General features: G+C 57.0%; 20 protein-coding genes and 2 pseudogenes. 13 read left to right on the top strand and 9 right to left on the bottom strand.

Translation table 11 applies throughout. The features are described from left to right. Positions 1 to 267: 267 nt before the first annotated feature. The 5 genes from rcdA to AC1D06_RS31255 all read left to right on the top strand — a co-directional run bounded on the left by rcdA (position 268) and on the right by AC1D06_RS31255 (position 5,192). Positions 268 to 783, top strand: coding sequence for a protease adaptor protein RcdA (rcdA, locus tag AC1D06_RS31275; protein ID WP_477879239.1), 516 nt, complete (start codon positions 268 to 270; stop codon positions 781 to 783). Between the two features lie 301 nt (positions 784 to 1,084). Then, positions 1,085 to 1,210: a type B 50S ribosomal protein L36 gene (gene ykgO / locus AC1D06_RS31270; protein WP_025557146.1), complete on the top strand. Its 126-nt coding sequence runs from the start codon at positions 1,085 to 1,087 to the stop codon at positions 1,208 to 1,210. A 58-nt stretch (positions 1,211 to 1,268) separates the two neighbouring features. Continuing rightward, the gene (locus tag AC1D06_RS31265) at positions 1,269 to 1,892 is read left to right on the top strand and encodes a hypothetical protein (RefSeq protein WP_477989813.1); all 624 of its coding nucleotides are present in this window, start codon (positions 1,269 to 1,271) and stop codon (positions 1,890 to 1,892) included. A gap of 57 nt (positions 1,893 to 1,949) precedes the next feature. After that, complete coding sequence (locus AC1D06_RS31260) at positions 1,950 to 2,966, top strand: alpha/beta fold hydrolase (RefSeq protein ID WP_477989812.1); 1,017 nt, start codon at positions 1,950 to 1,952, stop codon at positions 2,964 to 2,966. A 171-nt stretch (positions 2,967 to 3,137) separates the two neighbouring features. Continuing rightward, positions 3,138 to 5,192, top strand: a complete 2,055-nt coding sequence (locus tag AC1D06_RS31255) for a sensor domain-containing protein (RefSeq protein ID WP_477989811.1) — start codon at positions 3,138 to 3,140, stop codon at positions 5,190 to 5,192. A 16-nt stretch (positions 5,193 to 5,208) separates the two neighbouring features. Here the strand turns inward: AC1D06_RS31255 and pyk are convergent, their stop codons facing one another. Together pyk and AC1D06_RS31245 are read right to left on the bottom strand one after the other, a co-directional pair. Continuing rightward, a complete protein-coding gene (gene pyk / locus AC1D06_RS31250; RefSeq protein ID WP_477879153.1) occupies positions 5,209 to 6,648 on the bottom strand; it encodes a pyruvate kinase in 1,440 nt (479 codons plus the stop codon). Beyond that, positions 6,648 to 7,022, bottom strand: a pseudogene (locus AC1D06_RS31245) (DUF1036 domain-containing protein); the annotation flags it as partial. The pseudogene AC1D06_RS31245 and the gene pyk, both read right to left, overlap by 1 nt. A gap of 416 nt (positions 7,023 to 7,438) precedes the next feature. Here AC1D06_RS31245 and AC1D06_RS31240 point away from each other — a divergent pair. The 4 genes and pseudogenes from AC1D06_RS31240 to AC1D06_RS31225 all read left to right on the top strand — a co-directional run bounded on the left by AC1D06_RS31240 (position 7,439) and on the right by AC1D06_RS31225 (position 9,135). Continuing rightward, a complete protein-coding gene (locus tag AC1D06_RS31240) occupies positions 7,439 to 8,233 on the top strand; it encodes an N-formylglutamate amidohydrolase (protein WP_477879238.1) in 795 nt (264 codons plus the stop codon). Position 8,234: 1 nt separating this feature from the next. Further along, entirely contained in the window at positions 8,235 to 8,540 is a 306-nt protein-coding gene (locus AC1D06_RS31235) for a DUF1244 domain-containing protein (RefSeq protein ID WP_477989810.1), read from the top strand. 102 nt (positions 8,541 to 8,642) lie between these two features. After that, positions 8,643 to 8,738 (top strand): annotated as a pseudogene (locus AC1D06_RS31230) (GapR family DNA-binding domain-containing protein); the annotation flags it as partial. Between the two features lie 136 nt (positions 8,739 to 8,874). After that, positions 8,875 to 9,135 (top strand): DUF2312 domain-containing protein, encoded by a 261-nt coding sequence (locus tag AC1D06_RS31225; protein ID WP_477989809.1) that lies wholly within the window; start codon positions 8,875 to 8,877, stop codon positions 9,133 to 9,135. Between the two features lie 124 nt (positions 9,136 to 9,259). Here the strand turns inward: AC1D06_RS31225 and AC1D06_RS31220 are convergent, their stop codons facing one another. The 7 genes from AC1D06_RS31220 to AC1D06_RS31190 all read right to left on the bottom strand — a co-directional run bounded on the left by AC1D06_RS31220 (position 9,260) and on the right by AC1D06_RS31190 (position 18,315). Then, a complete protein-coding gene (locus tag AC1D06_RS31220; protein ID WP_477989808.1) occupies positions 9,260 to 9,946 on the bottom strand; it encodes a hypothetical protein in 687 nt (228 codons plus the stop codon). Next, entirely contained in the window at positions 9,946 to 11,064 is a 1,119-nt protein-coding gene (locus AC1D06_RS31215) for a hypothetical protein (protein WP_477989807.1), read from the bottom strand. The genes AC1D06_RS31220 and AC1D06_RS31215 overlap by 1 nt, the downstream gene beginning before the upstream one ends. Continuing rightward, positions 11,054 to 12,052 (bottom strand): PD-(D/E)XK nuclease domain-containing protein, encoded by a 999-nt coding sequence (locus AC1D06_RS31210; protein WP_477989806.1) that lies wholly within the window; start codon positions 12,050 to 12,052, stop codon positions 11,054 to 11,056. Before AC1D06_RS31210 ends, AC1D06_RS31215 begins: the two co-directional genes overlap by 11 nt. 269 nt (positions 12,053 to 12,321) lie before the next feature. Further along, positions 12,322 to 12,915 carry a hypothetical protein gene (locus AC1D06_RS31205; RefSeq protein ID WP_477989805.1) on the bottom strand — a complete coding sequence of 198 codons (594 nt, stop codon included), beginning with the start codon at positions 12,913 to 12,915 and terminating at the stop codon, positions 12,322 to 12,324. Next, positions 12,912 to 14,942: a hypothetical protein gene (locus AC1D06_RS31200; RefSeq protein WP_477989804.1), complete on the bottom strand. Its 2,031-nt coding sequence runs from the start codon at positions 14,940 to 14,942 to the stop codon at positions 12,912 to 12,914. The genes AC1D06_RS31205 and AC1D06_RS31200 overlap by 4 nt, the downstream gene beginning before the upstream one ends. Positions 14,943 to 15,055: 113 nt before the next feature. After that, positions 15,056 to 17,023: a hypothetical protein gene (locus AC1D06_RS31195; protein ID WP_477989803.1), complete on the bottom strand. Its 1,968-nt coding sequence runs from the start codon at positions 17,021 to 17,023 to the stop codon at positions 15,056 to 15,058. Beyond that, positions 17,020 to 18,315 carry a hypothetical protein gene (locus AC1D06_RS31190; RefSeq protein WP_477989802.1) on the bottom strand — a complete coding sequence of 432 codons (1,296 nt, stop codon included), beginning with the start codon at positions 18,313 to 18,315 and terminating at the stop codon, positions 17,020 to 17,022. Before AC1D06_RS31190 ends, AC1D06_RS31195 begins: the two co-directional genes overlap by 4 nt. A gap of 685 nt (positions 18,316 to 19,000) precedes the next feature. Between AC1D06_RS31190 and AC1D06_RS31185 the strand changes: the two genes are divergently transcribed. From AC1D06_RS31185 to AC1D06_RS31170, 4 genes are all read left to right on the top strand, one after another. Next, on the top strand, positions 19,001 to 19,597 hold the full coding sequence (locus AC1D06_RS31185) for a hypothetical protein (RefSeq protein ID WP_477989801.1): 597 nt from the start codon (positions 19,001 to 19,003) through the stop codon (positions 19,595 to 19,597). Between the two features lie 12 nt (positions 19,598 to 19,609). Continuing rightward, on the top strand, positions 19,610 to 20,572 hold the full coding sequence (locus AC1D06_RS31180; protein WP_477989800.1) for an MvdC/MvdD family ATP grasp protein: 963 nt from the start codon (positions 19,610 to 19,612) through the stop codon (positions 20,570 to 20,572). After that, positions 20,557 to 21,201: a hypothetical protein gene (locus AC1D06_RS31175; RefSeq protein ID WP_477989799.1), complete on the top strand. Its 645-nt coding sequence runs from the start codon at positions 20,557 to 20,559 to the stop codon at positions 21,199 to 21,201. Before AC1D06_RS31180 ends, AC1D06_RS31175 begins: the two co-directional genes overlap by 16 nt. Positions 21,202 to 21,358: 157 nt before the next feature. Beyond that, positions 21,359 to 22,162 (top strand): hypothetical protein (locus tag AC1D06_RS31170; RefSeq protein ID WP_477989798.1); only part of this gene is annotated, 804 nt, incomplete at its 3' end.

The raw sequence follows: 22,162 nt of genomic DNA, 5'->3' as shown, positions 1-22,162 counted from the left end.
GATTTTTCTCCCTGTTTTACCTTGAGAGCCGCTTCTTGCGGCTCTTTTTTTGTGCTTTGTCCCTCGTCCTCGGCGCCTGGCGTCAAATCCCTTGTAACAGGTGGTTTTTACGAGTATTTAAAGCAAACTGTGGAGATTAACCGTTCCTTAAGATTCAAGTTGCGTGACATCCCAACGAACGGCATGATCCTGGTATCGGGAAAGCGAGCAGGGAACATTTCCTCCCCGCCGGTTTTGTTAGTGATGCGTACACAGGGTTGATAAATGATGCGTGAATCCGGAGCCAACACGATCAGCTTCGCCGGCCATGCGGCCTCCTCGGCACAGTTCAAGAATCTTTATTCCGAAGGCATGGCGCTGGTCGAAGAAACTGCGAGCTATCTCGACGGTGCGGGCCGATCGGCCTCCAAATCCCTGCCGCGCATGGCGTCCGTCCTCTACGCCGCCGAATCGATGCGGCTGACCACCCGCCTGATGCAGGTCGCCTCCTGGCTGCTGCTGCAGCGCGCCATCAACAATGGCGAAATGACCCGCGACCAGGTCGTCTCGGAGAAGAAGAAGGTCCGGCTCGATACGTTCAATGTCGACCACAGCGCGCCCGGCTGGAACGACCTGCCGCAGGCCTTCCGTGAACTGATCGAGAAGTCGGTGCGCCTGCAGAGCCGTGTCGCCGTGCTCGACCGCGATATCTACCGCCCGGCCGATGCCCAGAGCATCACCGCCAACCAGAATTCCGTCCAGGCGCAGCTGTCGTTGCTGAAGACCGCTTTCGGCGGCCACTGATCGCTCCGGACACTCACGAGAATGCCTGATCAAGCCGGCCAAAAGCCGGCTTTTTCAGTAAAGCGCAGACGCGTTTTATTTCTTTTCTTTTCCGCATGTCGTTATCCCGAAACCGGAGGCCACTTTCGGGCGACATGCTGTAGAAAGCAGGGCGTGGGCAGCGAAATAACCATGACAGATGGTTGACAGAACGCCTCTCTGCCGGTACATGCCTGCCCAACTTGAGGCGCGCCCTTGAAACCGGCGCGCTTTTGATTTGAGTAACCGGGGCAACCCGAAACAACCGTCGCGGATCAGAACAATGAAGATCAAGAACTCGCTGAAAGCGCTTAAGGCACGTCATCGTGAAAACCGTCTGGTCCGCCGCAAGGGCCGGATCTACATCATCAACAAGCTGAACCCGCGCTACAAGGCTCGCCAGGGCTGAGGCCCTTCTCGGCTTGAGCCGCAGATTTCTGTTTGAATCTTTGCACTGGCGGGCTACCATGCCCGCCATGCGCTTTTCTACGTTTGCCCTGTCGATTCTTCTCTCCGGTGTGGCCGCGACCGTCGCGTTATCGGCCGACAAGCCGGCCACGGCAGCAAAGCCTGCCGCCCAGGAAAGCGAACTCGGGCCCCTCGCCCCGCAGGACCAGCAGCTCAATCTGCTTTATGCCAAGCTGAAGCGCGAGCGCGATCCGGACAAGGCGCGCATCATCGCCGACAATATCCGCGAGACACTGGCCCAGTCAGGCAGCGCCACCATCGACATGCTGATGGCCAATTGTTCCAAGGCGCTTGACGACAAGCGTTATGGCGCCGCCCTCGACTTCGCCGATCAGGTCACGCTGCTGGCGCCGAAATTCGCCGAAGGCTGGAACCGCCGCGCCACGATCCACTACCTGATGGGCAATGCCGGCAAGTCGATGTCCGACGTCGCCCATGTCCTGGCGCTGGAGCCGCGCCATCTTGGCGCGCTCTCCGGCCTGGCCGGCATTCTCGAGGACACCGGCCACGACACCGATGCACTCAAGGCCTGGCAGACCTATCTTTCCTACTATCCCGCCGATCGCGACGCCCAGAAAGAGGCTCTCGATCTGATCGACAAGCTGAGCGGCCAGAAAACATGATCTGACATCGCTCACGCGCGTATAAGCGCCGAGGCTCTTCTCATCGAACATTTGCGGATGCTATTCTTTCTCACGCTCATCGCCTACGTCCTGTTGCTGTTCTTGGTGATTCTCGCCGGCGGCTTCATCTACACTCGCTGGCAATCCACGAAGATCGCCCACCGCTATCCGAATATCGGCCGGCTCACCGACATCGGCGGCTTCAGCATGAACAGCGTCCACTGGCAGCGGCCCGAAACCGCCGACCTGCCGCCGCTGGTCTTCATCCATGGCGCCAGCGGCAATCTGCGCGACCAGATGACAGCCTTCCTCGAACCGCTGAAGACGCGCGCGGAAATGCTGTTCGTCGACCGGCCCGGCCACGGCTATTCCGAACGCGGCGGCCTCGACAACCGCACCCCGGACGGCCAGGCCGACGCCATCGCCCGGCTTATGGCCGCCAAGGGTATCACCAGCGCGATCATGGTCGGTCATTCCTTCGGCGGCGCCACTGTCGCCGCCTTCGCGCTACGCCATCCGGATAGGACGTCCGGACTGCTGTTTCTTTCCCCCGCAACCCATCCGTGGAAGGGCGGCGTCGACTGGTACTATCATCTGGCGACCATGCCGGTGATCGGCCCGATCTTCTGCAATACGCTCGTCGCGCCGATTGCCCGCATGCGGATGGATCGCATGATCCCGGGCGTCTTCCATCCCAATCCGGTGCCGGAAGGTTATGTCGACGCCGCGGCGATCCCGCTGCTTTTGCGATCCCGGAATTTCCGCAACAATGCCTTCGACGTAGCCAATCTGCTGGCGCACGTCCAGCGCACCCAGCCGCACTACAGAGAGATCACCGCGCCGACAATCGTCATCACTGGCGACAGGGATGAGATCGTCTACGAGGAACTGCATTCACGCGGCCTGAAGCGCGACATAGAAGGTGCGGAGCTCTATTGGGTGCGAAATCTCGGCCACAAGCCGGACTATGTAGCAACCGACCTGGCGATCGCGGCAATCGAGCGGTTGTCCGGCAGGGATATCGATCTGATGGAGTTGGTGCGAGCGGTCGAAAGGCGGGCTACCCGAGTTTAGTCCGCCGTACTCGCTCACGGGCATCGCCTCCTCAAACTGCTTAAAATCTAAGCAGCTGCCCAACCGATAATCTTCCTATAATTCTGATTTTATTTAATATTCTCGATTATGGTGCAGCTTTTCAACCATGCCGGCTGCACAATGACTGCGTCAAAAAAACAGGTTTTGAACATGGCCGAGAGCGATTTTCGCTCGCTGTTCGAGATCCATCCCTCACCGATGTGGATCTATGATCCCGTGACCCTGCGCTTCCTCATCGTCAACAAGGCGGCGCAAGACCTCTATGGCTATTCGGAGTCCGAATTCGCTGCGCTGACTGTGCTCGACATCCGGCCGCATTCCGAGCGGCAGCGCATGCTCGACGCCGTCCAGGCGCGCAGCGATATGGAAAAGGCCGAGCGCTGGGAGCACCTGAAATCCAATGGCGAGGTTTTTCAGGTCCTGACCTATGGCCGCGAAATGCTGTTCGACGGCAGGAGTGCCATCCTTGCCATCGTGCAGGACCGAAGCGAACTCAGCGCCGCGCAGAACGAAGCGCTCTCCACCCGCACCCTGCTCGACAGCATCGTCGACAATCTGCCGGTTGGCATCTTCGTCAAGGACATGGCCGACAACGGCCGCTATATCCGCTTCAACGACGCCTGCGGCGCGATCACCGGCCTGCCCTTCTCCGATGTGGTCGGCAAGAACGACGCCATGCTGTTCCCGCCGCATCAGGCGCGGGATTTCCGCAGCGAGGACATGCGCGCCTTTTCCTCCGAGACAATCACCTATGTCGAAGAGAAGTTCGACCGTCCGGACGGCACACGGCGCACGGTCCACACCGTCCGCCGTGTGCTGCCGTCGACCGACGGACTGCCGCCGCGCTACCTGATCGGCATCAGCCGCGATGTAACGGAAAAGCGCGAATTCGAGGCCAGGCTCGAACGGCTTGCCATGCATGACGTGCTCACCGGGCTCGCCAACCGCGCAGCGTTCATGGAGCGCATCCGCAATCGCCTCGACGACACCGAAGCTCTCGGACCGTTTGCCTTGATGTGCGTCGACGTCGATCATTTCAAACATGTCAACGACAGCATGGGCCATCCGGCCGGCGACGCTCTGCTACGCGAAATCGCCCGCCGCCTGAACCATCTCAAGGGGCAGACCGACTTCGTCGCGCGTTTGGGCGGCGACGAGTTCGCCGTCATCCTCGATCTAAGCTCGGATGGCAACCGCTCACATAGTTTCGCGGAGGACCTGTTCCGGCTGCTGGAAAAACCTTTCGATCTCGATGGCGCCAGAGAATATGTCAGTTGCAGCGTCGGCATCGCACTTGGCCCCGAGGATGGCGATAGCGTCGACGTGCTGATGCGCAGTGCCGACCTCGCCCTCTACGCCGCCAAGGATGCCGGGCGCTCTACCCACCGTTTCTATGCCAACGACATGCGCATCGCCGCCGAACGACGCCACCAGATGGCGATCGAATTGCGGGACGCAATCGCCGGCCACGAGCTCGAGCTTTTCTATCAACCGATCACGCAGGCCGGCACCGGCGCGCTTACCGGCTTCGAAGCGCTGATCCGCTGGCGCCATCCGATCCGCGGCCTGGTGCCGCCGATGGAATTCATCCCGGCGGCGGAAGAAAACGGCCTGATCGTGCAGATCGGCGAATGGGTGCTGCGCGAGGCCTGCAAGACCGCCGCACTCTGGCCGGAACATCTCAAGATCGCCGTCAACCTGTCGGTCAGCCAGTTCCGCGACGTAGGCCTGCTGCAGACCCTGGTACGCATTTTGGGCGACACCGGCCTTCAGCCGGATCGGCTGGAAATCGAGGTTACCGAGAGCGTCTTCCTCTCCGACGCCGTTCAGGGCGTGCCATTGCTCAAAGCCATCAAGGCACTTGGCGTGCGGATCGCCATTGACGATTTCGGCACCGGCTATTCGTCGCTGGCTTATCTCCGATCCTTCCCCTTCGACAAGATCAAGCTGGACAAGAGCTTTGTCGCGGGTATCGACGACGACGCCGGCGATCTCGCCATCGTGCGCGCCGTGGCCGGCATCGCACGCGGCTTCGGTGCCACGGCGCTCGCCGAGGGCGTCGAAACGGAAGGGCAGTTGAAACGACTGCGTGCGGAAGGTTTTGATGAGGTGCAGGGCTATCTGCTCGGACGGCCCATGCCCCGCGCGCAAGCAGATGCGCGGGCTCTACCTGTTGCCATCGAGAGGCGAGCCGCCTCTCGATAAGCTTTGTCGATAGGCCTCAGATCCCGCTCTCTCCGTCCGCCGCAATATAGGCAATACGCAGCATGTTGGTATTGCCCGGCGTCCCGAGCGGCACGCCAGCGGTGATGATCAGACGATCGCCCGCCTTGCCAAAACCTTCGGCATGGACGATGCGGCAGGCACGGTTGACCATGTCGTCGAGGTCGCGCGCATCCTCGGTGACCACGCAATGCAGGCCCCAGACGAGGGACAGCTTGCGCGCCGTCTCGATGATCGGCGACAGCGCGATGACCGGTGTGAACGGACGTTCGCGCGCGGCGCGCAGGCCGGTATTGCCGGAGCCGGTGTAACAGACGATTGCCGCCAGCTTCAGCGTCTCGGCGATTTCGCGGGCGGCGAGCGAGATAGCGTCGGCGCCGGTCGGCTCAGGCTGCGTCCGCTGCGCATGGATGATGTTGGGATAATAGGGATCGCGCTCCACCGTGCTGGCAATCGAAGCCATCGTGGTGACCGCCTCGATCGGATATTGGCCGGAGGCCGACTCGGCCGACAGCATGATCGCATCCGCACCTTCGAACACCGCAGTCGCCACATCCGAGACTTCGGCGCGCGTCGGCACCGGCGCCGTGATCATCGATTCCAGCATCTGGGTGGCGACGACCACCGGCTTGCCGACGCGGCGGCAGGCGCGCGTCAACTGCTTCTGGATGCCCGGCACGGCTTCGAGCGGCATTTCCACGCCGAGGTCACCGCGCGCCACCATCAGCGCATCGGAGAGCTCGATGATCTCGTCGATCCGCTCGACCGCCTGCGGTTTTTCGATCTTCGACATGATGCCGACGCGGTTCTTGGCGATCTTGCGCACTTCGGCCAGATCTTCTGGGCGCTGCACGAAGGAGAGCGCCACCCAGTCGACGCTGTTGGTGGCCAGCACCGCGTCGAGGTCGGCACGATCCTTCTCGGTCAGCGCGCCGATGGCGAGCAGCGTATCGGGCAGGCTGACGCCCTTCTTGTCGGAAATCTTCGTACCGGCGACGACCTTGGTGACGATGCGGGTACCATCGCACTCGATGGCCTTGAGATGCAACTTGCCGTCGTCGATCAGCAGCCGGTCGCCCGGCTTGACGGACTGCAGGATTTCCGGATGCGGCAGGTAAACGCGATTGCCGTCTCCCGGCTCGTCACGATTGTCGAGCGTGAACGTCTGGCCTTCCTTGAGCTCCTGCGGGCCATTGGCGAATTTGCCGACGCGCAGCTTCGGTCCCTGGAGGTCGGCCAGGATGCCGATCGGCCGGCCCGAACGCGCCTCGACGGCGCGGATGCGGCCGATGAGCGTCCGCATCATATCATGGCTGGAATGGCTCATATTGATGCGGAAGACATCCGCACCGGCCTGGTGCAGCTTCTCGATCATGCTCTCTTCGCTGGAGGCCGGCCCCAGGGTGGCGAGGATTTTGACTTTCCTGTTCCGCTTCATCAATTCTGGCTTTCTTGAGATGCGGGCGTATCGGTGAGCTGAACCATCCAGCTTCCCTGGCGCCCCGTGTCATATTCCTTGAAACCGAACTGCTGGTATCCCCGCGCGTAGCAATCCTGCACGCCCGTGATCTTGAATTCGTTTTCCGCCACGCACATGTTGACATTGCCCGTCCAGCGCCCGCCATGCGTGGCGTCCTCGGCGTAGAGATAGTAGTAGCGGCTCTGCAACTGGCCCTCGATCAGGGTCGCGCATGTGGTCGCCGGTATCTGCCACCATCCCTCCGAGATCCAGCCTTCCTTGGCGCGATAGCCGATCGCCACGCCGACAAGGTTCTGTGTCGCGTTGCAAACCCGGAACTCCGCGGCGGCGGGACTGGCCAGCGACAGTGAGGCCCCGCACGAAACGATGAACAAGCCGACCAAAGCCAAGACTCGCAGCCGGCTCGTCCGAATCGAAGAGACCTTGGCAAGTCGTGTAAGGGAATTAGATGTAACGAGCATGACGTTTCCGTTGGCTCCCCGGCTGAGGCCCTTTTGCGTCGACAGGCCATGAATGTCAACGCACTTTCAATCGATTATATTACGCGAAGCTGTGACGATTCATCTCAATCGGACCATCATGGCCCGGAAGATCGCGCGATGTGATGCCGCCCGGCATTTACGGCGGTCTTGCGTGACTGACATTCATATGCGTCCTTGTGCTAACGCACAATAAAAGCTTGCAAAACCGCCCTTGAAAGCGGCTTCTTCACATGCAAAACAGCATAATCATGTCAAAAAGTGTGGCGATGCAGGACTTTCAGGCTTTCGAAATCATCCCCGGCAATCTCGATAGCGGCTGCATCCTGCTTGGAGATCACGCGACCAACCGTCTGCCGGCCGAATATGGCTCGCTCGGCCTGCCGATGCAGGCATTCCAGCGTCACATCGCCTACGACATCGGCATCGAGGCGCTGACGCGGGCGCTCGCCGCCCGCATCGGCTGCCCTGCTGTCATGAGCTGCTTCTCGCGTCTGCTAATCGATCCCAATCGCGGCGAAGACGATCCGACGCTGATCATGAAGATCTCCGACGGCGCCATCATTCCCGGCAATCATCCGATCACCGAGGAAGAGTGGAACCGCCGCATCGCGCGCTATCACCGCCCCTATCACCAGGCGATCGACGGCATGATTTCCAACGTGGCGGAACGAACCGGCGCAGCGCCACTGGTACTGTCGCTGCATTCCTTCACGCCCTTCTGGAAAAACATACCGCGTCCCTGGCATGCCGGCGTGCTCTGGGATGCCGATCCGCGCGCACCGATCCTGATGCTGGATGCGCTGGCCGCAATGCCTGATGTGGTGACCGGCGACAACGAACCCTATGACGGGGCGCTACGCGGAGACACCATGTATCGCCACTGCATGAAAGCGGGCATTCCGCACCTCCTGCTCGAAGTCCGGCAGGACCTGATCGGCGACGCCTCCGGGGTGGACGCCTGGTGCGACCGGCTGGCCCCTGTCTTCGCCGCGTTGAATGCCGAGCCCGGCCTGCATAAATACCATGTCTACCGCTCGCGCACCGGACCCTATGAGGCATGACATGACCGAACTTACCCGAGAGCAGCAGACCGAACTGGAAGCAGCAGCCTTCCGCAGGCTCGTCGAGCATCTGCGAGAGCGCAGCGACGTGCAGAATATCGACCTGATGAACCTCGCCGGCTTCTGCCGCAACTGCCTGTCGAACTGGTATCTCGACGCCGCCAACGAAGCCGGCCTGCGGGTTTCGAAGGATGAGTCGCGCGAGCATGTCTACGGCATGCCTTACGACGACTGGAAGCGCCTGCATCAGAAGGATGCCAGCGATGCACAGAAAACCGCCTTCGAGATCAACCGCCCGAAGGCGTAGCGGCGAACGCGTCCTCACGCGTCCGATTCCGCTTGACCTTGCCTGCCTTTCACGGCAGGGGAACGGCCCGGATCGACAGAAAAGAATCACGAAGGAGCAGGCATGGCGGATGCAATGGGCGTAGCCCGTGATCAGCTCAAATCATTCATCGAGCGGATCGAGCGGCTGGAAGAAGAAAAGAAGACGATCGCCGACGATTTTCACACATCGTAATCGGTAGAACTTGGACAATTCCCTAGCAGCTTAGCGCACTTAGCACCAGCGATAGACTTAGGATTCCTACCGGTAGAATTCCATTGTCTCGTTGAGTTGCCGCGCGATCCAGGAGTAAGAAATGGCAGACGAAGACAACAACAGCGTAGAGAATGTAGCGGCCTCAGAACTGCGCCAGTTCATCGAACGGATTGAGCGTTTGGAGGAAGAGAAGGCCGCCTTGATGGGCGACATCAAGGACGTCATGGGCGAAGCCAAAGGCCGAGGCTATGACACCAAAGCAATCAAAACGATCATCAGGCTGCGCAAAAAGGACAAGGACGAGCGTATGGAAGAGGAAGCCATACTCGAGACCTACATGAACGCGCTTGGTATGATCTAGCACGTATTCGCCATTTGGATGACGCGTTTTATCAATCCCGCGCTTAGCAGTGAACGTGGGTCTAAAGGGCGCGTCACCGAAGCCTCCATACTCTAGTTCCGCGCAGCCCCATGGGCTGCTCCGTCTACGCGATCGTGAAACCTGCCTGCACATCGCGCAAGCTTGATCGAAGGGCGTCCATCCAGAGGTCATCCACGCTCGCGGAAAGCACCACGGTGGAGTTCCTCTGGAAGGAAATTGACCCCCTCGTCGACCGAAACTTCAACTGCACCTTTTCCACGAGATATCCGGCAGGTGCGACAAACCTGATGGCGGCGTCTGCGATGTCGCCGCCGCCTTTCGCAAGTACTTGTCCTACAATCCCCTCGGCGATGGCAATCGACCCTATCTGGATACGCTCGATTGAACCATAGACGCCAACGATATCTCTAAACCTGTTTGCCCACGAGAGCGGGTCTACGTTCTTTTCCTCTATGAAAAATTGTGAATTCAAGGCATCCAACAGACGGCTCACCAACCTAGACCCCGCGCGACCGGGGTCCCGCAACTCAAGGCTCGATGTGCCTGGATTGATTCTGAAATGGGAACGGAGGTAGTCGACGATCTCGTAGGTTTCCTCGTGGCCAAATGGATCAACCGTCTCGTGAGTTGTCAGCAGTCGCTGTACAAGGAAGCCCTCAAGAAACTCTGGTCGCGAGTGATGCACCACAAAGCCGTCCGGCGACCCTGGTTCGTAGGGCATCTGCTTCAAATGACCGGCGATAGCGACCGCGTCCAGTGATGTTTGCAGCCCATACCACCGGATGCGCATTATTCTCCACCTTCCTCCGAAGCCTGGCGGCCTCGCACATCCGACAGAACCTTTCGCGCTGTTTCTTCGAGAAGCGAAAACAACTCCTTCTTAATGGCCTCCTCGGGAAGCTTGAAGTTTTGTGGGTAGGAACCGCTGCGCTCGGACCGACGCGAATGTCTCGCTCTATATTGGAAGCCGGTACCTTGCTGTGCATTTTCAAATGACGCTTCGAATTCGGCGCGGTCAAATGGGTGCGCCGTTTGGGTCGCTTCCCACTTTATCGAAGTGATAAAAAAACCGTCATCTTCCATCTGCTTATACTGCTTCGATGCGAGGAGATCGTTTCCATTTAAGGCGACATGTTTGACGAGATTGATCATTGAAGACTTCGCGGCGTCCTTTTCCGGCGAGTCTCCATCTTCATCTGCGTCGATGTCCTCGATCTCACCGGATGCAGACGAGACCTTGAGCTTTGTCACCGTATCTAGGCGAAATCCAGCCATTCTGTTGACCAAGTCGACGAAGAACCGCGTTCTGCCTTTCGGCAAAAGGTCCTCGACTGCGATCCTCTCCTGCTGGAGCGCGCTCTTCTTCTTAGACTCCAGTTTCTCGATCAGAATGCCGACAAGTTCCTCACCTTTATCGCTGGCGCGAAACCGGATGGTGACTGAGTCGGCCTCGATCCTGACATCCAAGGTCGCAAGCTTCTCCTGCCGCTGCGCCAATGTTGTACGGGAAAGATCGAACTCGCTGTAGCCAACCGTCGCGATCACTGTATCTGAAGTCTTGTGAGGTATCGCTACCTTGTCGTCTTTCCCCTCACGGTCCGCGTACTCCTGGATAACATCTCTAATGTCCGACGCGTCCAACTGGGTCCTGATCGTGAGAGAACTTGTCCTCTCGCCCCGCGTTCCCGGCTCGGCGTCTTTGACCAGGTCAATGACGTCCTTCAAGTCGTGTATCGTCATCGAGATATAGTCGGCCAGGTCCGCACGAGTAGTCGATGATCCGAAGAAGACACCTCGCTCTCGCGTCATCTTGTGCAGGACACCATCGGTTATCCTCTGCTTTGCCGAGAACATCAGATCATAAAGTTCCTTGTCGTTAGCAAAGAGGCGCGGGTGCTTATCCTGCATAGCTCATCCCCATCTGTGTCGTCGAATACGACGCCAATATCTCCGGAACATGGGATATCCTGATCTTCGCCAACCGCTTCGCAAAATCGGTGTCGTGATTGGTCCTGGTCATGGATGACACATATTCCTGGACCGCTTTTTGAAGGTTGGAGGAAGCTTCGTCGTCGTCGGGCTGGACCTTGATTTCGATCCGGGTCTTGCTTTCAATCATCTCGTGCCGGCGCAGGTAATCGATCAGGTACATCAGCCCTTCGGCTGAGGTCTTGCGCCGATGGAAAATCAGAAATCCCTGACGCGCTTCATTTTCATCGAAATGCTCCATCACGATCCAGGGCGACTTCAGCATTTCCATGGTGGCGGCGCGTGCCCGTTCCCCTCTAACGGCGGCATTTCTCACCAGCTGGGGATAGTAGAATGCACATCGCTCTCTGGGTGGAAGACGCTTGGACTCGTCCTCCTCTCCCCTCATCTGCTGCAGTTCTCGCGCGACGCGTTGAAGCCAGTTTATGTCTTCCGGTCCAAGGACGTAGAGACGAGATTTCCGTGGTAGATTTATGTCCTCGGGTCTTATGTCCGAGACTAGCGCATCGAAAGACCTATGGAACTCGTTGTCGTGATTGTAAACGAAGAGCAGCCCCGAGATGTCGAAGGTCGAGGAGCCATGGACATACCGCTTCTGCCAAGTCTCGCTGATCTCCGCACAGGTGACCTGATCCGCGAGACTGAGAACGGCGTCCTTGACAACTTGCCGCTTGATGGTGGTCGCGCCATAGCTTTTCAGGTCGCACTGAATGTAGCGGCGCACGGCCGAGTATGGTTCATCATAGTAAAAAACCACATCGGTGGGGTGGGTTTGGGCACCATGTACATCCTGTCGTTCACACGGGTAGTTCTCGTTCATCGGGCCTGTCTTTTGCCACAAGAACTCGGCGAAAACCTTGCTTGAAAGGTCTTCAGCCATCTGCGCTCGATTTATTGTTTCCGCCATCTACGCGATCCTGATTCGGTCCGATGACAAATTAGCACTATAGCCGGTGTGAATTGCAGGAACGATCGCTCGCGATCCACAGGTTGTTGAGGCTTGCTTGATCCTGCCGTCGGCGATGAGGTGAGCGATCTCCAACCGATCCCATGCGAACCGACGCAGACGGCCTGTGGTGTATGGCCGGTTTACGAGTGTGGAGTCGACTGTGACCGTAGGAATTGTGATCGTTCGCTACGATGGATTTCGGTGACGCCGAAACGCATAGAGACCGATCAAGAATGGTTTGGATGCTTGTCACGTAGCTGCCGCCGAAGGTCTTCGATGTCCTCGATTAGCTCGAGATTTTCCTCGACCTGGGCCGCGAGGAGAGCCTCTGCGAAGGCAAGCCTTTTTCGGAGGGACAAAATTGTGTCCGATTCCGTGGGAGGCTTGGGTATGGCCTTGAGGGCGTCTTCCGCCTTTTGGAGCCGATCACGCAAATCCTTGATGATCTCCTCGGCCGATCGCCCATCCGTCTCATCCACTGCGGCAACAGCCTCAGCGGAGCCGGGACCTGCTGAATTCTTATAGATGCGCCTAACGCGCTTTATCTCCTTGCTCAGGCGTTCAAAGAGTGCGGCGTTAGTCTGCCTTAGTGTACCAGACCCCTTGCTGAAGACACTCTGAAAGCTCTCTTGCGTTATTGCTCCGCCCCATTCTTGCGCAAGTTCGTGCGCCGCCGCTACTGTCTTGATCTCCTTCAACCGGTCATGGACCGCCTGGATCGTCTGCGTCGGATGGATCGATTTGGGATTCACCTTCCGGGGCGTTACGTCTTTCGATTTCTTCTTCGAAGTCGGCATTGCGTCGATATCCTGAAATTTCATTTTCGGCGTTTCAGATAAGCCTTGTGCATCTTAACGCCCGCGCGGGCCGCAGCCTTCATCTTGTGTGGGGCACGGGGGTCGGCGGCCACGTGCTCATGCATTTCCAACGAGGTTTCCAAGAACGACCTGAACACTTCCTGATACAAGAAGCGCGCACATGCGCCGCACATGAGCAGCGTCTTCTTGATTTCAGGCCAAAGCGATGACCGTTTTCCCGCCGCTTCGGCGCACTTCGCCACCAGTTGCGCGCCAGCGCCCCAGGCGCAATATCCGTGCGACATGGGAAAGATTCTTATCTCCTCGGCTTTCACGAACTCCGTTAGAGTGTCCACCATTTCCTCATTTGTCCTGACCCTGATCCTCAAAGTGTCGAGAAATTTCGCGAACTTTTTCCCATAGGGACCAAGAAGGGTTCTCCCATCCACTGCCGCCTGATTAAAGATGTTCAGCGCCAGACGCCGCTGGCGATCGGTCAAAACCTCTCCCTTGACCCGGCTGGCCGCGTACACCACCGTAGAGGTCAAATCGGAGTGTCCCATGAACCTCATTAGGGCCCTGAAATTTCGGCCGTAATCAAAATAATTCACCCAAGCAGTCGCGAAGAAGCGGCGTATGACCATACCCGTTAAAGGCCACGCCTCGAACTCGGTCCCCACGACCATGTCGGCGGAAAATTCCGCAAGCCGCTTTCTGATAGTGGTTTCGTCGGGAACGCCAGTTCCAAGACGGTTGCGCTCGAAGAACAATTTTGTCGAATTACCTTCGTTTCTGGCATTTTCTCCAAGTTCGATAGCGACCTTGACGGCGACGTCCACAATCTCGGGAGCAGGCAAGGTAAGCGCGGAGCCTCCCTCGGCATTTTTGTCCTTGAAAACCCGTTTGGTAAGGTACTTCCCGTCGACAGCCTTCGTGATGCAGTCGATGTCGAGATCGAGCGTCTCGCCGTTTCGGTCCGCCAAGCAGGCGGCGATCACTATGTAAATCGAGGTCCATAATCTAGCTACGGCCTTTTCCAGTGAATCGGTCGCCCAAGCCGAACTCCGGATCGTTCGTATCGGCCACGGATGACCAGTGTCGCGGTGCAGACCGTCGAAGGGAAGTTGCAGCCGCTTGGACAGGTCCTGAGGAGGTGCGTGCCATAGGTCGACACTTTCGACACCTAGATCGGCAACACGGCGCAATTGCTCGAGCGCCCTTCCAGGAGCGTGTCGATTTCCCAAAAACGCATTCTCCCAAATGCGTATCAAGTCCGTGGAACGCTGGKTCAGAATGGTGTCCGATCCTCGCCATTTCAGCATGCTGGCAAGAGCATGAGGGTCAAGCCGAGCACCGTTGGTCGTCGCTAGCGAGGGCGTTGCGGCGAAATCACAAAGCAACCGCGCCAGCCCTTGCAAACGCTCCTCCTCTTTGGAGTGAGCAGGAACGTTGGCGGTGTTGTTGCGAGTCTCGCGTTCCGACTGCTTCTGGAGCCGGATGATGTCAGGTGCATATTCGCAGATGTAACGAATACTGCAGTCGAGGTAGTGAAACAGCACATCCGGTGGAATGTCCTCGGTAGTACCCTTAGCTACCCCCACTTTTTTAGCCCGGTTGACAGCATCCTGAAAGCTTCGAAATGGTTTGAAGCTGAGGCCATGTGTGATTAGGTAGCTCCCGTTCGGGTCCTCCGTTTGACCGAGCAGCCACAGGTCATGCAAAACTCGAAATTTCTCAAGAATGCTTTCAGCGGTAGGCGGGGTCGCAAAGTATGATAGGCCCTTCTCAATCCGTAATCTAAGTTCTTTCCAACCCGAAGCGGGCACCTTGGTGAGACTTTCATATCCTTTCTCCGCTAAATGCTTGAGAAGCGTCAAGACCGTGCGCGTTCTGCCTTCAATTACGCTTGGTGCCAGATTCTTGAAAAGTGGGTGCCGATTATTATCAAGCGCCGTAAAGTATTCCTTTCCCGTGTTGGCCAGGATAGGAAAGTCTGTGAGAACACCGCCCGTCTTGAGGCTGGTGTCGAACCGTATGGTAGTGAGGTCCAACGTTATCCAGGCTGGTTCATCGTACTCCGATATAATGTGAGGAGCGAAATCTCTTTTTGAACCAGGCTTCCTTGAAGCCTCCGGGGCGGGATATGCAATAGGCCTTGCTATCTTCATATGGCGTCCCCAAGCATTGCTTCGTATTTCTCAATCAGCGCCCGCGCGGGAACCTTGATGTGGGAAGGAGTCCGATCAATAATGAATTCACACACAACGTAGATGACCTGCCATTCCTTCTCCCAGGCAGCCGTGTGGCGCAGTTCAGGCGCATTTTTCCGAATGTAGTCGGACACCAACATGTACTGCGCCGCGATCTTTGGCGTCCCCGCCACCACAATGTCCGCGTCCTGAAGGAAAGCCCGAAGTTCTTCGAAAACCGCGTCGTCGGGCCCCTCCGCCTCTTCAGTGAAATCATACTGAAAAAATTCCCGGTTCCGCGCCATGCGCAGGAGGAAGTCAATTCGCCCGTCGTTGAGCTTCAGGACTGTCTTCAAGCGGTGTCGATCTCTGATCGCAGCTACGATTATGATGTCCTGAACTTGACGGATAATCTCGACGTCAAACTGGTAAGTCGATCCGTCTTGGAGATAACGTATGGTTGTGTTGAAATTCTTGTGCCGCAACAAATACTGAATGTATAGGACGTTACCTCCACTTTTGTAGAACTCCAAGAGAGCGACCGTCCCTCTGATTTGCTCGAGTTTTATCCGAAACTGGCTTATGACGGGGTTGCTTCTGTTGAGCCTATGCCATGTCTTGGACAGCGTCTGTTCGGATATAACGTCCACCACCGATTTGCCTGGTCGACCGCCCTGCCTCCAACACAGCGTCAACGCTTTTTGCAATTCTGGAGGGGCAAGAACGGTGATGCGCTTCCCCATTTCCTTGAGGCAATTAAAAGCCTGCACGGAGGAAATTTGCTTCAGTGATCCGATTTCGAGCGCATCAGCGTCTCCAACAGGAACTGCCGACAGATATGTCGCATATTGGGCGCGCCCCTTTCTCCATCGAATTCTCATCTCGCCGGGCAGTGCCGCGTTCAGAAGGTCGTCGAGAGTGAGAATTCTCCCTCCCTCGACGTTGGCCAACGTCTCGATCAGAATTATCACCACGAACGAGACAACAGTTTCCGTGGTCGAATGAAACCTTCGACGCACATCGTCAATGCCGACTTCGTTGTATAAGAAACTCATGATCTCCGGAGAGTGATCATCCGATATAATACCCCCATATTTCCAGTCTATGTACTTCCATAGGTTCGGCCGATAAGAAAATACATCTCTCCAACCTCGCACGAACTTCCCATCTCGGATGTATTCTTCTTCGAAGGCCACACAGTCGAAGTGGGATGTCTCGATCGCAATCTTGGTTTCCGTAAATGCCGCCCAGGTCTCCCTTATCAGCTCCTCATGATGCCTGCGGGTGGCGCTGAGCATCAGTCGAAGCCTCTCGACAACCGTTTCCGGCTTCGAAAGATCGTGAAGCATCTCCAATGATGTCCAGAGCTCTATCGCGTCCTCGCCACCACGAAGGACCGTTTCCGGCACACCATCCTGAGGATCGATTGCGGAAGGTATGTTGGCGAAGGTGGGCTTATGTCCATACTCGCCACGCTTTGGATTATCTGGAAGCTCAAAGAACGGCAGCGTCCCGGCCTTTTGCAAATGCTCAACGAACAAGTTTCCAAGGGAGACGTACTCATCAACCGTCTGGTTCTTGAGTGTCTGGTTGCTCTTCTCTTTGATTACCCATCGCTTGTACGCTATCTCCCATTCCGTAGCACCGAACTCGGATAGCGGTGTAGAGAACCCCGGTCCCTGTCTGTCGATGATGTCTCTGAAAACGCGCTGGACACCGAAGTAGAGAGCGTCCCAGCTTTTCTGGCTTCTCAGCTTCTTCTTGTAGCGCTCGAACTGCAACGCGATATCATGCGCTATAGGCCCCAGAGGGAGGAGGAAGTCGAACTTAAACGGATAGCCAGGGCGACGGGACTCCACGACAAGGGGGTGGACGAAGCCGAATTCGCCCGGAATTGCATTGCTCGGGATCGCGAAGATGTCGACAGTTTTACGGCGGCTCATGCGCTGGACGATCCCTTGCCATGTGGCATGTTCCGCGTCATCCGGAGACGGCTGCGCTTGACCATCTCGAGTGCGTCCACATTATGCCGGGTTCGCGCCTGGACATTTTCGGGGCTCTGTTCCTGGAGCGCGTCGTGAGCAATGTGTATGTAATGTTGGGCCACTCCTATGCTGAGTCCCGCGTGATCTGCCGTTTTCAGCATCGCCTCTGTGAAGTCGACACCGGAGATCAGCTGCTCGATGCCGTAGTCCGTAATGGTCCTGTGTTTGTTGTGATGCGGGTGCATTTCTTCGAGGGGATAGTCGTCTTCATCGCGCAGGTTGTTCTCTGCGGCCCGGTGACTAGAGAGTTTGTAGCTGTTGGTGAACGCTGGGCGGCCAAACGCTTTTCCGGTCTTTGCGGATATGAAGATTTCATCCACGCCGGGTTCGATCCTCTGTTTCACCCGATACTTGTCGATGAATTCCCGCAGCTCGAGAAGGACGTGTGGCGACATGTGAAGTGTTTTCCAACCGCCCCTTTTCAGCCGGAAAATCTTCACCCTCATGAGCTTGTCGTTCTTGCCCGACTTGATCGCCCTCTTGATCTTCTCCGCCGACGGTATCTGGGAGCAAGTCAAGCGAAGGAGCTCTGCTCCCCGGAACGGATATTTCCGTATCAGAAGCGTTATCATGTCATTGCGCTTGCGCAGGACAGGGTCTTTCACAATGGAATGAAACTCGGCTTCGACAAGTTCGAAATCGGCATGGCTTGGAAGCACCACTTCCTGTAGCCCGCGCCGCGGTTTGAACAGGTCGTGGCCGATCACGTCACCGTGCTTGGTGATGACGACGCCTGGCCGCGGAAATCCGTCCCGCAGGACTCCAATTGCTCCCCGGCAGTATCCCTTTTCCTCCGAGTTCTCGATACTCTCGAGAATGATCCTCAAGTTGTCATTGTGGGTTTCAGGAACGACGCCTCGATTTCCGGTCGCCCGCCCCAACTTGTCGACTTTGTCGCCTGACAGGTGCCGGCTCCACATCCCGAGGAACGCGTCGTCAGGCGGCCATGGCGCGCCCTTGCCCGCGTGCGCTGCAGAACGGACTCTCTCGTAATCAAGCAACTTCCCCGAATAGGTGTCGATACTCGATGGTTCAAGCCCGGGGGCGATCTCTATCAAGAAGGAATTCTGATGGCGGATCAAACGGCCGAATTCATCGAAAAGCACCCAGTGCGGCAGATCGCCATCTTTGAAATTGAACTTCTTTCTAAACGGCGAGTCTGCAATTCGCTTACGTCTTGACTTCGTCAAATCAAATCACTCCCAGCACTTGCACGGAAGTTTGGCAGCCCAGCGGTAGGAAAACCAACAAAAAGCGGTTATGCGTGGTCGCCTAAGGCTAACGTCACGACATTTTTCCTGACGTCTCTAGGCAGAAATTATGCATTATTGAGTGTTCACGGATTTATAGACTTTAGGTCTTCGGTCACTATATTCATGAAGACTTCAGGTGTAGGCCTTTAACCGGTCCGCCTTCATTCGTTGTCGCAAGAATGCGCGCCGAATGTAATTCTCTAATGAATTGATTATTCACAAATAAAATTCAAGTCAGTTTTTGTGATCTATCGAGAAATGGGGCCATGCGGGTCGTCAGGCATGCTAGGCAGTATTCGTCTTCGACAGAGCCGAGGGTCTCGCCAACCGGTACTGCGATTTGACGACGGCATTCTCCATTTGACCGTTTAGAACAAGACTTGCCGCTGATTGACGGCGTCTGCCAAGCGAGCAAACGCAAGAATACTGCGTTCAAGACATGCCCTGATCAAGGCAAGCAGTGTGAGCACTCGGGAGTCTTTGCCCATCAGCAGGTTTGTGGAGTTTCAGTTCGCTGTCCAAGCTTGACCGGAGGCGATCATTCTGGTGCGCCATGGGGGTCAACCCATCGTCGATATACCAGGAGACATGGGTTACGAGCTCAACACCGATACCAGTCAGGATGAGCCATCCGTTTGAATTCAAGATGGGCCACTACCGCGATTACATCCGGTCGACAGACGCGTTGGAAACCGACTGGGTGCAGGTCCGAACAATTTTGGCTATTCCGAACGCGCTTTGCCATCCATGTCCTTTTTTCGGACAAAGCGGCGATAACTTTCCATATGAAGAATCGCCTCAAAGTTGCTATGGTGCCGATCGGGCCAAACAGGGGACTTCGATGCGCGACGTCATCACAGAAAGCGGTACACCGTTGCCGTTCTTGTTCAGATATGCAGTTGACCGGACGGGCACGCCCGACATCGACGGCCGTTACAGCGACATCGACTGCGTTTGGGTGGTGGACACGGCGCAAGGACCCATACCGATCATCGACCGTCCCTCGGCGCTGGGCGAGCTCATCACCAAGACCGCCGCTCATCAGGAGGAGGACGACGAACGCTGGAGCCAGATGCTGGAGCTCACGACAAAAACTGACGCGAAGCCCGAGACCGACRACCAGGCGGATTTCGGGCCTAGTCTGCTTGAGCTCTCAACCAAGACTCATGCGCAGGCGGAAAGCGACGACATCTCGCCTAGCAGCCCGACTTTCTTCTAGTTCGCGGTCGCCATGGTCTACCTCCTCGTCACCAACAAGAGGGACATTACCTGCGACTTCGTGGTCAGAGAACTGCGCCGACGTGACCTCCCGTTTCACCGGTTGAACACTGAGACGATGCCGGGGATGTCGGTATGCTTGACCCCGCAGAGCGCCGCGTTTGACATCCGGCGCGCGGATGGCACTTGGTTTCGGGTCGCCGATGTCTCGGCCGCATATTTCCGCCGCCCGGACGCTCCAGTTGTGGACGGCTTGTCGGGTGTCGCTGCAGACTATTCATCGTTGGAATGGACGGCGACGCTGAAGTCGCTGTACCTCATGGTGGGAGATCGTTGGCTCTCGCATCCAAGCGCCATTATGCTGGCGGAGGATAAGCCAAGTCAGCTTGCGATCGCCGCGCGTTGCGGACTGCGCACGCCGTCGACACTGATATCGAATGATCCGGACGAAATTTCCCGCTTCGTCGAAGCGGCACCTTCCATCGTCAAACCTTTGAGGCAGTCCCTGGTCAAAGGCGACGACAAGGAGCGGGTCATTTTCACGAACCGCATCGATCGCCTCGATGAAGCGGACTTCGCTTCGGTGCGCGTGTCTCCGGCGATATATCAGCACGAGATTAGCAAGCGATATGACCTGCGCGCGACCGTTGTCGGGACTAGGGTGTTTTCCACCGCGATCCATTCCCAGTCATTCTTAGAATCGGAAGTTGACTGGAGGCATGGATCGAACCCCGATTTGAAGCATGAAATCGTGACGTTGCCATCCGACATCGAGGCAGCTTGCGTCGAGGTCGTCAAAGCGCTTGGATTGCGTTTCGGCGCAATCGACCTAGTGGAAGACCGGGTTGGTCAGTTTTGGTTTCTTGAATGCAATCCAAACGGCCAGTGGGCATGGATCGAGACGCGCACCGGCCATCCGATCGCTGCGGCTATCGTGGACGAATTGGAGGAAATCAGTCGATGCTCACGGGGATGATTCAGTTCGTTTGGCCGTATGTCAGCAGTCAGTCGGCCGAGGAGAAATCCAAGCAGAAAACGAAAGACTTAGAAGACGTCGCCACGATCAGGGCCGTCGACTGGAGCGCCGAATTCGAGACCGCACTGGCCGAGGCCAGAAGTCTGGGAGATGTGGAGAAACAGCGAAGGCAAAGCGCCGAGACGAAGGCATCTGCCTATCTGGCGGGAATCGCCGCGATCATCACTCTTGGTCTACCGCTCTGCTCTGACTTCTACACCACCCACTTCCTCAAGTTGCCTCCGGCCAAACTCTATCCGATACTCATCACCTTCCTTGTCAGCATCGGCTACTTCCTGGGGGCAGCCTGGTGGTCTTTCCGCGCATTGGCAGTGTCTGTGCACCATCGTGTCGACCCGACTGACTATGCCGCCATTTGGGTTGGCAACGACCGTCAACGGAAGCTTGTGGCAGAGCTCTTCGTCACCACCCGGCTCAATCGACACGGCGTTAATTGGAAGACTACCTGCGTGCAAATGGCCCATACGTTCATCTTCAGAGCGCTATTCGTGTTCACAGTTCTCGCCATGGTCATAGGCTGTTGGGAGCCAGTAAGGAACGCCGTTGTCGTGTTGTGGCCCGGCCCTTGACCGTATGTCGGCAAGGCATGAAGTCTTGCAAGGCATCCGCACTTCGTTGATCATGTTGTTCGATCGAAAACGCCGATGGCCGTTCGACACCAGGATACGGGACGGATTGCCACGGTCTTGAGATTCACTGCGGAGCACGATCTGGATGGGGGAGAAATTGGAGAACGTTGACGCGGCATTTGGAGCTTTCAAGCTGATCGCGGATGAAGCCCAATCCATGATCTCTAAGATTTCGACGGAGGAAGACGCCAAGGTCCACCTGATAAATCGCATCCTGTTCGAAATCTTGGGCTGGCCCCGTTCGTGGGTGAAGTACGAAGACGCGGTGGCCGAAGGCTTCATAGACGCCAAGATTTCGGACGGCGACAGATGTTATGCCGTGCTTGAAGCAAAGCGGCTCGGATTGCTAAAGCTGGGAACGGCAAACAACAAGAAAGCCACCTACAAGCTGAGCGGCCCCGTCCTCACCGGATGCCGTGGTCCAATCGAACAATGTGCCAAATACTTTCAGTCGACAGGAGCGCAGATCGGCTGCGTGACAGATGGTGTCGCGTGGATTTTCTTCAGGACCTACCTTGAAGGCAAGCCATACCTTGAGGGCAACGCGGTCGTGTTTCCGGATTTGGGTGCGATACGCGACGACTTCTCGACATTTTACGAGCTGCTCGCACGGTCCAGTGTTTACAAGAGCTACTATAAGGTCGTGTTCGACGAGGTAAACAGCGGGATCAGCAACGTTCTTCTGAAGAGCGACACGGTCATCCGAGAGAGCGACTACCATGTGGTCAAGAAGGACCCCATTGCCTACGATATCGAACAAATCCTGAAGCGCTATTTCTCAAACCTGTCTGGCGAGGACGACCCCGACCTGATCGTCGACTGCTTCGTCGAGACCCGAGAGAGCCGTATCGCCGACTTCTCGCTGGAAAAAATCACGAGAAGCATCATCGGAAATATCGCC

The sequence above is a fragment of the Rhizobium sp. P2_G2 genome, assembly GCF_056403555.1.
Note: the sequence above shows the minus strand (reverse complement) of the source record. Positions and strands in the feature narration are given on the sequence as shown.

What these genes read in the sequence shown, in the direction of transcription:
- rcdA (WP_477879239.1), top strand. Translation starts at nt 268, where the DNA reads ATGCGTGAATCCGGAGCCAACACGATCAGCTTCGCCGGCCATGCGGCC.
- ykgO (WP_025557146.1), top strand. Translation starts at nt 1,085, where the DNA reads ATGAAGATCAAGAACTCGCTGAAAGCGCTTAAGGCACGTCATCGTGAA.
- AC1D06_RS31265 (WP_477989813.1), top strand. Translation starts at nt 1,269, where the DNA reads ATGCCCGCCATGCGCTTTTCTACGTTTGCCCTGTCGATTCTTCTCTCC.
- AC1D06_RS31260 (WP_477989812.1), top strand. Translation starts at nt 1,950, where the DNA reads ATGCTATTCTTTCTCACGCTCATCGCCTACGTCCTGTTGCTGTTCTTG.
- AC1D06_RS31255 (WP_477989811.1), top strand. Translation starts at nt 3,138, where the DNA reads ATGGCCGAGAGCGATTTTCGCTCGCTGTTCGAGATCCATCCCTCACCG.
- pyk (WP_477879153.1), bottom strand. Translation starts at nt 6,648, where the DNA reads ATGAAGCGGAACAGGAAAGTCAAAATCCTCGCCACCCTGGGGCCGGCC.
- AC1D06_RS31240 (WP_477879238.1), top strand. Translation starts at nt 7,439, where the DNA reads ATGCAGGACTTTCAGGCTTTCGAAATCATCCCCGGCAATCTCGATAGC.
- AC1D06_RS31235 (WP_477989810.1), top strand. Translation starts at nt 8,235, where the DNA reads ATGACCGAACTTACCCGAGAGCAGCAGACCGAACTGGAAGCAGCAGCC.
- AC1D06_RS31225 (WP_477989809.1), top strand. Translation starts at nt 8,875, where the DNA reads ATGGCAGACGAAGACAACAACAGCGTAGAGAATGTAGCGGCCTCAGAA.
- AC1D06_RS31220 (WP_477989808.1), bottom strand. Translation starts at nt 9,946, where the DNA reads ATGCGCATCCGGTGGTATGGGCTGCAAACATCACTGGACGCGGTCGCT.
- AC1D06_RS31215 (WP_477989807.1), bottom strand. Translation starts at nt 11,064, where the DNA reads ATGCAGGATAAGCACCCGCGCCTCTTTGCTAACGACAAGGAACTTTAT.
- AC1D06_RS31210 (WP_477989806.1), bottom strand. Translation starts at nt 12,052, where the DNA reads ATGGCGGAAACAATAAATCGAGCGCAGATGGCTGAAGACCTTTCAAGC.
- AC1D06_RS31205 (WP_477989805.1), bottom strand. Translation starts at nt 12,915, where the DNA reads ATGAAATTTCAGGATATCGACGCAATGCCGACTTCGAAGAAGAAATCG.
- AC1D06_RS31195 (WP_477989803.1), bottom strand. Translation starts at nt 17,023, where the DNA reads ATGAGCCGCCGTAAAACTGTCGACATCTTCGCGATCCCGAGCAATGCA.
- AC1D06_RS31180 (WP_477989800.1), top strand. Translation starts at nt 19,610, where the DNA reads ATGGTCTACCTCCTCGTCACCAACAAGAGGGACATTACCTGCGACTTC.
- AC1D06_RS31175 (WP_477989799.1), top strand. Translation starts at nt 20,557, where the DNA reads ATGCTCACGGGGATGATTCAGTTCGTTTGGCCGTATGTCAGCAGTCAG.